Genomic DNA, 13297 nt, shown 5'->3' with positions numbered 1-13297 from the left:
GTCACCCCCCATCGGCACATCCCGCAAGGGGGAAAACACGACACGCCGGGGCGAAAGCCCAGGTCATCCGGCTACGTAGGAGATTCGGAGAAGGAGGGGATCCGGGTGCGCCGCCGGGACCCGAACGGCCCTCGCGATCTCTTAGGCTGTGGCCCGTGCCATGGAGCGAGAGCGTTCCCCAGTTCAGTACGGCCGCGACGATCATCGGCATCGTGTTGGTGGCCTACGCGGCGGTCGGTGAGCCGCTGCTGGGCCGACGCGGGTTCGCCCGGCTGGAGCGAAGACGCCCCTCGGACCCGCGCGCGCTGACCCGGCTGTACCGGACGACGATCGGCGTCGAGTGGACCTGGACCGCGCTCATCGTCGTCGCGGTCCTGCTGTCCCCGGGAGTGCGGGCCCAGCACCTGGGCCTGCGCGCGCCCAGCCAGTGGGGGCCGCTGCTGGCCGCGGTCATCGGCTTCTGCCTGGCGGCGTTGGTGCTGTGGCTGCTGACGCGCGACCGTGGCGCCTCGGGCGGGTCCCGGCGCTCCGGCCGCGCGGGCGGGGGCGGGCGCGCGGGCGGAGCGCCGTCGTCGTCGCGCGCGACCCCGGGCGGGCACGTCATCACCACGCTCGCGCCGCGCTCGCGGACCGAGCGGCGGCTGGGGATCGGCCTGGCCGTCACAACGGGGATCTGCGAGGAGCTGCTGTACCGCGGTCTGTTCGTCGCCTTGGGGGTGTCCCTGGGGCTGCCGTTGTGGGCCGCGGCCGTGGCGTCGTGCGTCCTGTTCGCGCTCGCCCACGTTTACCAGGGCTGGTGGGGGCTGGTGGGCCCCGGGCTGCTCGGCGCCCTGTTCATGGTGCTCTACCTGGGGACGGGAAGCCTGCTCATCCCCGTCGTCCTGCACATCCTGCTGGACACGAGGGCGCTGCTGCTGACCGGAACCGGCCGCCGCCACCGCGCGCCGGAGCTGTAGCCGGCCCGGGGCGGACCTGCCGGGACGGGGCGCGGCACCGTCCTCCCGCGTTCTCGGGTGGTTAGAGGCGCGATGCTCCGGTTCGCCGGCGAGGTGATCGATCCCGCCGCCGACGCGGGGCGCCCACCGGGGCCGCGTCCTGTCCGGCGGACCGTCTCCCGCGGGGACCGGTGCCGTCCGGCCGGGTGGCGGCCTGTCGCCGTGCCTCGAGTGGGCGGTCGCCCTCGTCGCCGACGGGTGTTGGGTCCGGCCGGCTCCGTGGCCGGCCGATCGTCGGGGGAGGCGAGGTGGTCGAGCCGCTCCGGCGAGGAGGCGCGCGGTGGCCCGGGACCCCAGCGCGGCCGATCCCGCGGGTCCGCATCCCGGGCCGTGGAGGGCCACGAGGAGACAGCCCGCCGCGTTCCCGCCCTCGCGCCGCCGTGCGGCGACGCGAGAGGGCTCCGGAGGTGACCGGTCTGACGTTGCCCCTGAAATTGTACGACCGTACAATTGTGTACAGCCGTACAAAAGGAGTTCGTCATGGCCTGGATCCTGCTGATCATCGCGGGGCTGCTGGAGACCGTCTTCGCCATCGCCCTGAAGATGAGCGAGGGATTCACCCGACTGTGGCCCACGGTCACCTTCGCCGCCGCCGCGGCGTCCTTCACCCTGCTCAGCCTGTCCCTGCGCTCCCTGCCCGTCGGCACCGCCTACGCGGTGTGGACCGGTCTGGGGGCGTCGGGCACCGCGGTCTTCGGCATGATGTTCCTGGGCGATCCCGTCCAGGTGCTGCGTATCGTCGCGATCGTGCTCATCCTGGCGGGGGTCGTCGCCCTGCAACTGGCGGGCGGCGGCGCCCACTGACGACCCGAGGGAGGAGGCGGCGTGACCGAACGCGGCGAACGGCGCAAGGCCGAACTGGTGGAGACCGCGGTGGACATCATCCTCGGCGAGGGCTTCGCCGCGCTGAGCCACCGGGCGGTCGCCGCGCGCGCCGGCGTGCCGCTCGGCTCCACCACCTACTACTTCGACTCGCTGGAGGACCTCACCGTCCAGGCGCTGGTCCGCCTCGGCGGCAGGTTCCGCGCCCACGCGGAGGAGGTCCTGGCCGGATTCGAGCCGGGAGGGGAGCGCGAACTCGCCGCGGCCCTGGTCCGCATGGTCGCCGGGCCGGTCGGCGAACCCGGCGCGCTCGCCTTCTACGAGCGCTACGTCCAGGCCGGACGCCACCCCGCCTACGCCGGTGTCGTACGCGACTGGAACACCGACCTGGTCCGCGTGATCGTCTCGCTCTTCGCCCGAGCCGGACGGGACGTCGACTCCGACGACGCGAGGCTGGCCCTCGCGCTCACCGACGGCCTGCTCGTCAACGCCGGCGGCGAGGGCGTGGCCGACCCGGAGGGGGCCGCCACCACCGCCCTCGCCGCGGCGCTCCCCCGCCTGTTCCCCGCCTGATCCGGACGGCGGGCGCGGCGCCCGTCCGGGGAGACGCCGGTGGGGAGGCGGGATCAGGCGTCCTCCGGTGGAGGGGCCGGCCGCGGCCTATCGGGGTGTTCGGCCTCCCGGTTCACTGGCCATGGCCGGCCCGCCGCCTCGGTGAGCGGCGCGGACACCGGGCGGGCGTCGTGAAACCGGCCCCGCCGGGCCGACGTGGAGACGCCGCGCCCCGACCGGCTCCAAGGAGCCCGGACGCGACCGCCCGCCCAAGGCCGCGCGACCGGGCACGCGGCGGGCGCGGCGCCCGTCCGGGGAGACGCCGGTGGGGAGGCGGGATCAGGCGTCCTCCGGTGGAGGGATCGGCCGCGGCCTATCGGGGTGTTCGGCCTCCCGGTTCACTGGCCATGGCCGGCCCGCCGCCTTGCTGAGTCGCGCGGACACCGGGCGGGCGTCGTGAAACCGGCCCCGCCGGGCCGACGTGGAGACGCCACGTCCGGGCCGGCTCCAAGAAGTCCGGACGCGACCGCCCGCCCAAGGCCGCGCGACCGGGCACGCCGATGAACCCCGGTGCCGCTCCCGGCCACCGGCCACCGGCCCGCGCGCCCGGACCGGTGGGGCCCGCACCACGCCCGATCACCGGCCCACCCCCCTGACCCCGGAAACGGGATGCGGCAGGATGGGACGGTGTCCGACCTCCTGCCCGGCACCACGCCGTCCCACCCCGAGCCCGCCACCCTGCTGACCTCTGATGGCGTCTCCATCGACGCGGCCCTGCTGCGCGGCACCGCCACGCGCCCGGTCGCCATCGCCGTCGCCAACGGCTTCACCGGCACCTGGCGCAACCCCGGCAGCCGCATGATCGCCCGCAGCCTCCTCGCCGTCGGAGACGTCATGGTCTTCGACTTCCGGGGCCACCACTCCTCCGGCGGTGAGTGCACGGTCGGCGACCGCGAGATCCACGACCTGGAGGCGGTCGTCGGCCACCTGCGCGGCCTCGGCTACACCCGTGTGGCCACCGTCGGCTTCTCCATGGGCGCGGCCGTCGCCGTGCGCCACGCCGGCACGTTCGGCGGCGTGGACGCCGTGGTCGCCATCAGCGGTCCCAGCCGCTGGTTCTACCGGGGCACCCCCCGTATGCGGCTGCTGCACTTCGGGGTCGAGAAGCCGGCCGGCCGGTGGTTCCTGCGCACCGCCCGCCGGGTCCGCGTCACCGACCGGGAGTGGGACCCGGTTCCGCCCGACCCCACGGAGCTGGCCGCCGCGATCGCCCCGGCGCCCCTGCTCGTCGTGCACGGCGACGCCGACGCCTACTTCCCGGTGGAACACGCCCTGCGCATCCACGAGGCGGCGCGCGAACCGAAGGAACTGTGGATCGAACCGGGCATGGGCCACGCCGAGCGGGCCATGACCCCCGAACGGGCCGAACGCGTCGCCCGGTGGCTGGCCGCGCGTCTGGACGGCGCTTCGGGGCCGGCGCCGGAGGGGAAGTGAGCCCCCGAGGGCGCGGGGCGGACCGGGACGCGAAAGGCGGCACGTTCGCTCGCCCCGGCACGCCCCGGTGACCCCGCCCCGGCGCGGCGTGCGCACGCCGGCCTTCCGGCTCCTCATCGCCGCCACCATCGCCACCTTCAGCGGCTACGTCCTGCTGCTGCCCGTCGTCCCCCTGTGGGCGGTGCGCGGCGGCGCCGGCGAGGTCGCGGCGGGCGCGACCACGTCGGTGTTCATGCTGACGACCGTCCTCACGCAGCTCGCGATGCCCTGGATCCTCGACCGGGGCGGCTACCGCTGGACCATGGCCGTGGGCTCGCTCCTGCTCGGCCTTCCCGCGCCGCTGTACCCGCTGACCACCGACCTGGCCACGCTCCTGGCCCTGTCGGGAGCGCGCGGGATCGGCTTCGGCATGGCCACCGTCGCGGGCACGGCGCTGGCCGCGCGGCTCGTCCCGCCCCAGCAGATCGGGCGCGCCACCGGCTACTACGGGCTCGCCGTCGGCCTGTCCAACCTCGTCTTCCTGTCGAGCGGGGTGTGGATCGCGCTCAACGTCGGGTTCGCGGCCGTGTTCTGGTTCGCCTGCGTCGGCCCGCTCCTGGGCGCCGTGGCCGCGGTGGGCGTGTGGCTCACCGGCGGCGACGGCGCCCCGGCCGGGACGCGGGGGCGGGGCGACGGCGCGCGGGCCGAAGGGCCGGCGGACGCCCGGACCTGGCTCCTCCTCGCCGCGCCGCTGGCCGTCATGCTGGCGGTGGCGGTCGCCTCCAACAGCCTCGTCACGTTCCTGGCCATCCCCCTGGAGCGCGTCCCGGCGGTCGCCACGGTCGCGCTGCTCGCCTACGGGGTGTTCTCGGCCGCCGGCCGCGGGGTCGCGGGCGTGCTCGGCGACCGTGCCGGCCGCGCGGCCCTGCTGACACCGGCGGTGGCCGCCTGCGCGCTGGGGTGCGCCGCCATCGCCTGGGCGCTGTGGGCCGCCGTTCCCGGTTGGAGCGGGCCGGGAGCGGCGGGAACGGTCCTGGTCGTGGCGGGGGCGGCCCTGTTCGGCGCCGGGTTCGGCGCGGCGCAGAACGACACCGTCACCGTCATGCTGCGCCGCTCGGGGCCGCGCGGCTACGGCACGGCCAGCGCCGCGTGGAACATCGGTTACGACGCGGGGACCGGCGTGGGGGCGCTCGCCCTGGGCGTCGTCGCCCAAGGGCTCGGCCACGGTCCGGCGTTCGCGCTGTCCGCGCTGGTGGCGGCCGTGTGCCTGCCCACCGCGCTGCGCCTGGGCCGGCGCGGTCGGGACGAGACCGCCGGCGCCCGCTAGCCCGCCTCCACCGCGGCCCACTCGCGCGGACGCGGGACGCGGAAGGGGACGCTCCCCGCCCGCGGACCTCCGGCACCGCTCCCGGGGCGTTGCCGGAACGCAGCCGGGACACGTGGCCACGGAGGTCACCTCCGCGCCCGAGGCCCGGCACACCGGCCGCCGGAGTGTCCCTCCGGCGGCGGCCACGAGCGCCGGGGCGGGCAGCGGACGCGATCGGAGCGGTCGGCGCCACACGGCGCCGGCGGTCAGCCGCCGGCGGCCTCGGCGTCGGCGATCCTCCCGCGCAGCATGAGGTCCATGACCGCCATGTACCGGTCGGCGCGGTGCCGGCCCAGCACGAAGGGGTTCGCCCCGTCGGGCCGCTCCCTCAGCTGCTCGGCGCGTTGCAGCCCGTAGTCGTTGGGGTGGTTGGACAGTTCGACGTCCACCCCCGCCTCCCGCATCCGGCCGCGGAAGGAGGCGATGGAGGCCAGGTAGTCGCGCAGCTCCGGCAGCGTGCCGGGCGGGTTGGTGCCGCCCCACAACATGGCCGTGTGCCGATCGGAGCCGGCCCGCACGGGGAAGATCGGCGAGACCGTGCCGGGGGTGTGACCCGGGGTGTGGTGGAAGCGGACCGTCGTGCCGCCGAGCGTGAGCCGCTGCCCGTCCGCGATCTCCAGATCCCGGACGGGGGCGTTGTCCGGCCGGGAGCCGGCGACGAGATCCCAGTCGGCCGGCGACATCAGGACGCGGGCCCCATAGCGGTCCGCGAGGTACTGGGCGCCCCCGAAGTGGTCGTAGTGCCCGTGGGTGATGACGACGTACCTGATCGCCGCGGGATCGGCGCCCAGCTCGCGCAGCCCCGGGACGATGACGTCCTCGGCGTCCTCGGGGGAGCGGAGCGCGTCGAACAGCACGATCCCGTCGTCGGTGAGGAGCGCCATGGCGTGCACGAAGCCCACGCTCACCAGGGCGAGATCGTCGAACAGCAGCAGCGGCGCCGGCGCGGGCACGTCGGGGAAGGTGACGTCGGGGGCCAGCGCCGAGGCGAGGGCCCGCAGGACCGGATCGTCCCCGGCCAGCGCGCGGGCGCGCTCGTAGTAGTCCTGTCCGTCGGCCGCCGCGCTCGCGGCGGGGGCGGGACCGACCAGGTCGGCGCCGGCCGCGAGCCCGAAGGCGGCGAGCCGGCCGAAGCCGCGCCGGGAGACCAGACCGGCCTCGCCATCGCGGCGGGGTGAGGGACGCACGTGGTTCTCCTGCTGACTCGTGTGGCACGGGGCGGAGGGCACGCTACGCGGATCGCGCGGCCGGGACGAGACGTTCCGCGGCGATTCGGCGAGGCCCGAAACTCCGGGCCTCAACGTGGACGCGGCGTCCCGCCGCGCCGCTGGCCTGCGGCTTGCGGGCGGCCGGCGCCGCCACCTCCGCCGTCCCGGGACCGGGGACGCGCGGTCCGTGACCGGAAACGGTCACCAGGGGGCCGCCCACCGGACGGGCGGCCTCGCGGCGCCGTCGCGGCCCTTCCGGTCGCCGGCGCCGCGGATCGCCTCCCCGGACCGGATCGGGCAGGATCGTCCTTGAGACTCCGCGCGGCCACCGGCCCCTCGTGAGGAGAGGCATGACCACCAGCACGACGGCGCCACCGGCCGCCTCCCCCCTCGCCTCCGTCGCCGCCCTCGCCCCGGCCGTCGTCGGGGGCCTGGCGATCGGCGTCCTGACCTCGTTCGGGCAGGGATGGCTGCCATCGGCCCTGAACTCCCTGGCCAACTCGGCCGGCTCCTGGAGCGTGGCGGCGCTCCTGCTGGCGCTGCTCGCGCCACGGCGGTGGGCCGCGGTCGTCGCGGGCGTCCTGGCGTTGGCGGCCATGATGGCCGGTTACGACCTGGCCTCGGTCCTGCGCGGCTTTTCCGTCTCGGCCGGTGTGACGCTCTTCTGGGTGACGGCGGCCGTCGTCGTCGGCCCCTTCCTGGGGGGTGACGGCCCACGCCCTGCGGTTCCGGACGGCCTTCGCCCCCTACGGCGTCGGCCTGCTGAGCGGGGTGCTCGTCGGTGAGGGCGCCTACGGGCTGCTGTACATCCTGGCGACCACCTCGGGGGCCTACTGGGCGGGGTCGATCGCCGCGGGGTCGGCCCTGCTGGCGTGGGGGTGCGCGTGGCGCTTCCGCGACGCGCGGTCGATCCTGGCTGCGGTGGCCGTCGCGGCGGTGACGGCCGTCGCGTTCGTGGTCGTCTACTCGGGCGACCTGCTGATCTGGTGGTCGTCCTGAGCGAGGCGGCGACGCGCCGGTGCCCGGTGTACCGGCAGGTCGGGCCGGTCTCGTGAGAGCGGCGCGCGATCCCACGGAACGGCCTGTGCGGGGACGGCGCCGAGGAGCGTCAAGCGCCGGGACGGCGGGTGCGAGGCCGCGGGGGAGGACGACCGCCCTCCGGTGCCGGCCCGCCTGACCCCGGTCTGCGGGGCGGGCCGGACACGACGGACGGGGACGCCGCCGGCGTCCCCGTCCCCGGTCGCGTGCCCGTCAGTACGACGAGACGTGCACGTGGTCGTAGTGGTTCTGGGTGATGCTGCCGCGGTCCTCCATCGGCTTCCAGCCGGCGCCGGGGTTGCGGGAGTCCCAGATGCGCTGCTCCCAGATGACGTACATGACGCCCAGGCGGTCGGCGTTGTTCTTCGCGTACTCGGCGATCTGCGTGCCGAGCTGCTGGTTGGCCGCCGAGGGCATGCCGCCGTTGGCGCTCATCATGAAGTCGCAGGCGCGGCCGGAGCCGTGCTCGCCCGGGTCGCCGGGCCGCAGACAGCCGACCGGGAAGGGGGCGCCGAACTCGCGGACGATCTCGTCGCGGATCGCCGCCATGCGCGGCGTCGCGCCGTCCCAGCCGGGGCCGATCGCGCTCGCCGGGACGGTGCCGTCGCCGGAGCCGCCGGACGAACCCGTCTCGGCGGGTTCGGGGGTCTGCTCGGCCTCGTACTTCTCGATCTTGTCCAGGACCTCGTCGCGCTGCTCCTCCAGGTCCTCGATCAGCTCCTCGGCCTCCTTGAGCTTGCCGTCGGCCTTCTCCTTGGCCTTCTCGGCCTCAGCTTGCAGGTCGGCGAGGGAGAGGACGCGCTCACCGTTGCTGTCGGCGAGGTGGTCGACGAGAGCCGCGTCGCCGAGCATCTCGTCGGGGGAGCTGCTGAACACGACCTCCATGGTGGGGTTGAGGCCGCTGCTCTTGTACTGGCTCGCGGCGATCTGGGAGACGCCTTGGCGGGCCTCCTCCATCCGCTTGTTGATCTCGTCCAGGTCGTCCTGGGCCTTCTGGGCACCCTCCTTGGCGGAGGTGTACTGGACGAGTTCGCTGTCGTACTCCTCCTCCAGCTTCTCGGCGCGCTCGTTCAGCTCCTCGATGTCGACCTCGTCCCCGGGGTCGGCGTAGGCGGGCGCGGGCACGGCGAGGGCGAACGCGGCGGCCAGGCCGGCGAACACCATCGCGCGGCGGCGGCGCGTGGGCATAGAGGGGCGTGATGCAAGGGGTTTCGTCACTGGAGTGCTCCGTGGGCAGACCTGTGGCCTCGCCCTGAGATGGGGGGCGAATGGTTCCGCTGGGCCACGTGATGCTTCAGCAGACCTTACGAGATCGTGCCGTTATCTGCCTAGTCGGTGTCGTTGTTTGTCGTGACATGGGGAGGATCATCCGATTCCGTCGAACGCGCTGGGGAGCTTCGACGGCGAGACCGGTTCGGGCTTCTCCCGCAGGAACCACGGGGAGTTGCGGACCTCCCGCATCGCGGCGCGGCGGTTGTCGCGGTCCAGGCGGTCCAGGTAGAGCATGCCGTCGAGGTGATCGGTCTCATGCTGGAGGCAGCGGGCCATCAGCCCCTCGCCGGACACCGTGACCGGCTCGTTGCGCAGGTCCACGCCGCGCACCACGGCGCGCTGGGCCCGCCGGGTCGGATACCACAGGCGCGGCACCGACAGGCAGCCCTCGTCACCCTCCTGGACCTCCTCGGACAGCTCCACGATCTCGGGGTTGATGACGTAGCCGATCTTCCCCTCGACGTTGTAGCTGAACGCGCGCAGCCCCACGCCGATCTGCGTCGCCGCCACCCCGGCGCGCCCGGGCGCGTCCACGGTGTCGAGCAGGTCGCGCACCAGCGCCTCGGTGTGCCGGTCGAACGTGGTGATGGGCGTGGTGGGGGTGACGAGAACGGGGTCGCCGAAGTACACGATGGGCCGCATGGTCATGCCCGCAAGATTAGCCGCGCTCCGGGAGCGGGCATTCCGCCCTATGAGGGGATGACCTCGGGAAGCCGGGAGAAGAGGGGCGACGGAGAGGCGCCGAGACGGACGGGACGGACGATCCGGGGCGCGGGACAGGAGGCGAGGATGTCCCTTTGTCGCCTTGTGCTGTCTATGGGGTTTATGCCGGAATTTCAAGAAGTGGTCGTGGAGAGAGGAAGCGCCTGGTAACGTCCCAGGTCAACAAGAGTGCTCCCCGCGCACGCGGGGATGGTCCCCGAAGCTCGCCCGTAAGTACGGCTTGGCCCAAGTGCTCCCCGCGCACGCGGGGATGGAGCAGAGGAAAAACGCATCGGACTTCGGAGACCTGATGTGCGTGTCCCGTACGAGAGAGGAGGGGGAACAGGCTAGGGCGTTCTCCAGCCCCGAGCGGGAAGAAGTCAGAGCTACTGAGAGATGCGGTATACCGCCGCCAGTGATCATTTCTTCCACTGCCCGCTACCGGCCACACAGAGACTGAACGGGGTGTGAGCAGGAGTTTCGGGGTAAAGAACAAGATGCTTGCCCCCAGCAGTGAAAGGCGAATCGTGGAAGACCCCCTCGCTCTTGCGCATGATCGGTTCCCCGCGGGCCTGGCGGACCACCGTGTCCCTGTGGTAAATGTCCCGCCGACCTCATTGAGGCCATGGGGGATGGATCAAGCGGTTGTTCCTCGGCCGGTCGATCTCGCAGGCAAACATGAAAAACCAACGACCAGTCGGACGGAGAAGGTCCCCACCGAGTACACCAAGGACGGTGCGGTTGAAAGGGACGACTACACCCAGACCGTCACGGACTGATGGAATCCCCGGCGCTCGTACTGTTTCTGGCCTCCCGAGACGATGGGGAGGCAGAACTCGTCCGAGAGCGACTGGCGGCACGGGGAGTTCCAGTGCTCTCCTTCGATACAGCGGCCTTTCCGATGGAATGCGTGGTCACCGCGGAACTGGAGAACGCAGGGTGGCGTGTCCGCGTCCGGACCAGGGAGGGAAAGGCCGATCTCATCGGTGTCACTTCGGTCTTCTACCGGCGACCTCGGCCTTTCGGCTTTCCCGCGGGGATGAGCGAGCCCGAGGAGCGATTCGCCCGGATCGAGGCGCGGTTCGGTCTTGGCGGACTGTTCGCTGCCCTTCCTGCCCGCTGGGTTCCCGGAGCGCCGGGACGGGTCGCTGACGGCGAGTACAAGCCGTTGCAATTGGCTACCGCTGTCAGGTGCGGACTTCCGGTCCTCCCGACACTGTTGACCAACGATCCCAAGGCCGCCCGCCGGTTCGCCGAGGAACAGGATCACGTCGGCTGCGGTGCCGTCTACAAGACGCTCATGCACAAGGTGGTCGCCGACGACGGCCAGGCTCGACTGATCTACACCACACCCGTCGATTCCGAGTCCGTCAACCAGCGGATTGGGATCACGATGCATCAGTTCCAAGCCAACCTGGCCGCGAAGAAACTGTTCGACGTCCGTCTGGTCGCGACTCGGCATGGCCAGATCGCGGTGGCGATCCACGCCGGGGATCCACAAGCACACCAGGACTTCCGGACGGGCTATGGGGATCTCGTCTATGAGGTGGTGGACGTTCCCGAGCCCATCACCATCGGATGCCGCGCCTATCTACGAGCGCTCGGACTGGAACTGGGAGTGTTCGACTTCTGTGCCACCGAGGCCGGCTGGTACTTCCTGGAGTGTGGTCCCGGCGCGCAGTGGGCCTGGCTTCAGGAGGAGACGGGGGCGCCGATCAGCTCCCTGGTCGCCGACGCGCTGACCGAGGAGAGTCCGTGACGAACATTCCTGAGGAACGGTGGCGGCCCTTGCTGGACGCCTTGGTCGATGAGATCGCGCCCGCCGATCCCGCGTGGCGCGAAGCGTTCCTCTCGGTTCCCCGGCACGTTTTCGTTCCCGGTTTCCACGACGAACGGAACCCGCCCGCCTGGATCGGCTCCGACGACCCCGCGTGGCTGCCGGGCGTCTACGCCGACCAGTCCCTGGTCACACAGTTACGCCGCCATCCCGACGACCCCGAGAACTGGTGGCCCACCTCCTCCAGCAGCCGCCCCTCCCTCATGCTGTCGATGCTGGAGGCCCTGGACGTCGCCGACGGGATGCGCGTACTGGAGATCGGGACCGGTACCGGCTACAACGCCGCCCTGCTGGGGGCCCGGCTCGGGGACCGCCACGTGGTCTCCGTCGACATCGACCCCGAGCTGGTGGAGACGGCCCGTGGCCGCCTGGCCTTTCTAGGGCACCACCCCGTCCTCGTCGCCGCCGACGGCCGCGAGGGATGCCCCGGTGAAGCGCCTTACGACCGGGTGATCGCGACCCACTCCGTCGAGCGGGTCCCCTACACCTGGGTGTCCCAGACCAGGCCCGGCGGCGTGATCCTGGTGGATATCCGCTCCGTGGGCAACACCCACATCGGTCACATCGCCCGGCTGACCGTTGACGACGACGGCACCGCGAGCGGCGACTTCGGTCACGCGGAGCCGGGCTGTTTCATGCCCGCCCGTTCGGACGCCGCCACCCCGAACCGGCGTTTTCCACCCGCCATGGACCTACGTGACGCCATCACCCGCGTCAGCGACCTCGACGGCGCCGTGCTCGGGGATCCCGACATGGCCTGGGCCCTGTGGCTGGCCGCGCCCGATATCGGCTTCGTTCGCATGGGGCAGAGGACGCTGTTGTTCACCTCGGACGGGTCCTGGGCGCTCGCCGAGGAGGGGAGGGTACGGACAGCCGGAACACGCGACCTGTGGGCCGCTGCGGAGAACGCCCACGCGGAGTGGGAGTCCGCGGGCAGGCCGGCGATCGGCGACCACACCATCACCGTGACCCCGGAAGGGCAGCGGATCACACCGGCGTGAGCGAGGATCACGCGGACGCGGAGGCGCGGAGCCGTGCGTCGTACTCGGCCTGGGGTCCGAGACCGACCGACGCCCGGCGTTCGTCCAGGCCCGATGGGTCCTCCACCTCCTCCAAGCGCAGCCCGCCGTCCGGAAGCCGGCGGTACTGTGTCCCGTACCGTTGCGGCAGTCCCCGCCATACGCGCACCCGATCCTCCAGATAGGCCAGGTGGACGGGTGCGGCGTCCCCGTTCTCGACCGCGCGGCGCAGCAACGGCAAGAACCTCTCCTGGTCCTCGGGCGGAGCGTGCTGGGCCAGTAGCCAGGCCGCCTCGGCGCCGTCGTCACCGGCCGACGACCACCCCGGCCACCCGTGGGCCGCGACGAGTTCGCGCAGCCAGGCGTGATTGTCCTCGTCGACCGGAGCCACCAGCCTGGCCCAGTCCCGCGTCGTGTACCCGGCGGGCAGGGCCTCACGTGCCCGACGATCCCGCCTCGCGCGGTCGAGCAGCTCCGCGCGCAGGATCTCTGTTGTCCTCACAGAGCATCCCCCTTCCCGCGGACCGCCGTCCGGATGGCGGCACCGCGTGAGCGCAGCCCTACCCGTGACACATCGGCGCGCACGCGGAGGCCGACCCCCCAGGGGAGGTGAATGTCCTCGCTTCGCCCTTCAAGGGGCACCGGTTCCAGGACTTTCCAGGAGGCGGTTTCGGCAAGAGCGTCGCCTTGATCGTGAACCGAGTGTCGCCATGGGGGCGAGCAGCTGCCGTGACTCGGCCACCCGCCTGGGAGAGATGGCCTCGACCGGCACCATCGGCAGGACCGGTGGAGGCTTCTCTGAGACGTCGGCGGTTAGGCGCCTCGATGGGTTTTTGCGACCTGTGGCGCGTTTCGTCCTTTTCTTAAGAAGTGGTCGAATCCGAGGGGGTCGGCTGATAACGTCCCAGGTCAATAAGACTGCTCCCCGCGCACGCGGGGATGACCCCACCTGGAGGACACCATGACGAACACCGTCGAGCTGCTCCCCGCGCACGCGGGGATGACCCCCACAA

Annotated in this window: 13 protein-coding genes and 1 pseudogene; 10 read left to right on the top strand and 4 right to left on the bottom strand. The window is 72.6% G+C overall.

Features of this window, described 5'->3' with window-relative positions; genetic code table 11:
* Positions 1 to 155: 155 nt before the first annotated feature.
* The 5 genes from B5D66_RS10795 to B5D66_RS10775 all read left to right on the top strand — a co-directional run bounded on the left by B5D66_RS10795 (position 156) and on the right by B5D66_RS10775 (position 5169).
* The gene (locus tag B5D66_RS10795; protein WP_235000917.1) at positions 156 to 956 is read left to right on the top strand and encodes a CPBP family intramembrane glutamic endopeptidase; all 801 of its coding nucleotides are present in this window, start codon (positions 156 to 158) and stop codon (positions 954 to 956) included.
* Between the two features lie 519 nt (positions 957 to 1475).
* Positions 1476 to 1799, top strand: coding sequence for a DMT family transporter (locus tag B5D66_RS10790; protein WP_078761552.1), 324 nt, complete (start codon positions 1476 to 1478; stop codon positions 1797 to 1799).
* A 21-nt stretch (positions 1800 to 1820) separates the two neighbouring features.
* Positions 1821 to 2390, top strand: a complete 570-nt coding sequence (locus tag B5D66_RS25465; protein ID WP_078761551.1) for a TetR/AcrR family transcriptional regulator — start codon at positions 1821 to 1823, stop codon at positions 2388 to 2390.
* Between the two features lie 666 nt (positions 2391 to 3056).
* Positions 3057 to 3863, top strand: a complete 807-nt coding sequence (locus tag B5D66_RS10780) for an alpha/beta hydrolase family protein (RefSeq protein ID WP_235000916.1) — start codon at positions 3057 to 3059, stop codon at positions 3861 to 3863.
* 88 nt (positions 3864 to 3951) lie between these two features.
* Positions 3952 to 5169 (top strand): MFS transporter, encoded by a 1218-nt coding sequence (locus B5D66_RS10775; RefSeq protein WP_235000915.1) that lies wholly within the window; start codon positions 3952 to 3954, stop codon positions 5167 to 5169.
* Between the two features lie 245 nt (positions 5170 to 5414).
* On the opposite strand, the gene B5D66_RS10770 is transcribed toward B5D66_RS10775, so the two are convergent.
* Entirely contained in the window at positions 5415 to 6395 is a 981-nt protein-coding gene (locus tag B5D66_RS10770) for an MBL fold metallo-hydrolase (protein WP_144390077.1), read from the bottom strand.
* Between the two features lie 371 nt (positions 6396 to 6766).
* Between B5D66_RS10770 and B5D66_RS10765 the strand changes: the two genes are divergently transcribed.
* Entirely contained in the window at positions 6767 to 7201 is a 435-nt protein-coding gene (locus B5D66_RS10765) for a DUF6518 family protein (RefSeq protein WP_235000914.1), read from the top strand.
* Positions 7122 to 7415: a DUF6518 family protein gene (locus B5D66_RS26065; protein WP_235000913.1), complete on the top strand. Its 294-nt coding sequence runs from the start codon at positions 7122 to 7124 to the stop codon at positions 7413 to 7415. The genes B5D66_RS10765 and B5D66_RS26065 overlap by 80 nt, the downstream gene beginning before the upstream one ends.
* 252 nt (positions 7416 to 7667) lie before the next feature.
* Here the strand turns inward: B5D66_RS26065 and B5D66_RS10760 are convergent, their stop codons facing one another.
* Together B5D66_RS10760 and def are read right to left on the bottom strand one after the other, a co-directional pair.
* Positions 7668 to 8642, bottom strand: coding sequence for a coiled-coil domain-containing protein (locus B5D66_RS10760; protein ID WP_078761548.1), 975 nt, complete (start codon positions 8640 to 8642; stop codon positions 7668 to 7670).
* Between the two features lie 177 nt (positions 8643 to 8819).
* Positions 8820 to 9374, bottom strand: a complete 555-nt coding sequence (gene def, locus B5D66_RS10755) for a peptide deformylase (protein ID WP_078761547.1) — start codon at positions 9372 to 9374, stop codon at positions 8820 to 8822.
* 832 nt (positions 9375 to 10206) lie between these two features.
* Here def and B5D66_RS26555 point away from each other — a divergent pair.
* From B5D66_RS26555 to B5D66_RS10750, 3 genes and pseudogenes are all read left to right on the top strand, one after another.
* Positions 10207 to 10542 (top strand): annotated as a pseudogene (locus B5D66_RS26555) (MvdC/MvdD family ATP grasp protein); the annotation flags it as partial.
* Positions 10543 to 10647: 105 nt separating this feature from the next.
* Positions 10648 to 11187: an MvdC/MvdD family ATP grasp protein gene (locus B5D66_RS25460; protein ID WP_159457253.1), complete on the top strand. Its 540-nt coding sequence runs from the start codon at positions 10648 to 10650 to the stop codon at positions 11185 to 11187.
* Positions 11184 to 12266 carry a methyltransferase domain-containing protein gene (locus tag B5D66_RS10750; RefSeq protein WP_159457252.1) on the top strand — a complete coding sequence of 361 codons (1083 nt, stop codon included), beginning with the start codon at positions 11184 to 11186 and terminating at the stop codon, positions 12264 to 12266. The genes B5D66_RS25460 and B5D66_RS10750 overlap by 4 nt, the downstream gene beginning before the upstream one ends.
* 7 nt (positions 12267 to 12273) lie before the next feature.
* Here the strand turns inward: B5D66_RS10750 and B5D66_RS10745 are convergent, their stop codons facing one another.
* Complete coding sequence (locus B5D66_RS10745) at positions 12274 to 12786, bottom strand: DUF6624 domain-containing protein (RefSeq protein WP_078761545.1); 513 nt, start codon at positions 12784 to 12786, stop codon at positions 12274 to 12276.
* Between the last annotated feature and the right edge of the window lie 511 nt (positions 12787 to 13297).

The organism is Marinactinospora thermotolerans DSM 45154 (assembly GCF_900167435.1).
Lineage (GTDB): Bacteria > Actinomycetota > Actinomycetes > Streptosporangiales > Streptosporangiaceae > Marinactinospora > Marinactinospora thermotolerans.
This window is presented reverse-complemented; position numbering and strand designations above follow the sequence as displayed.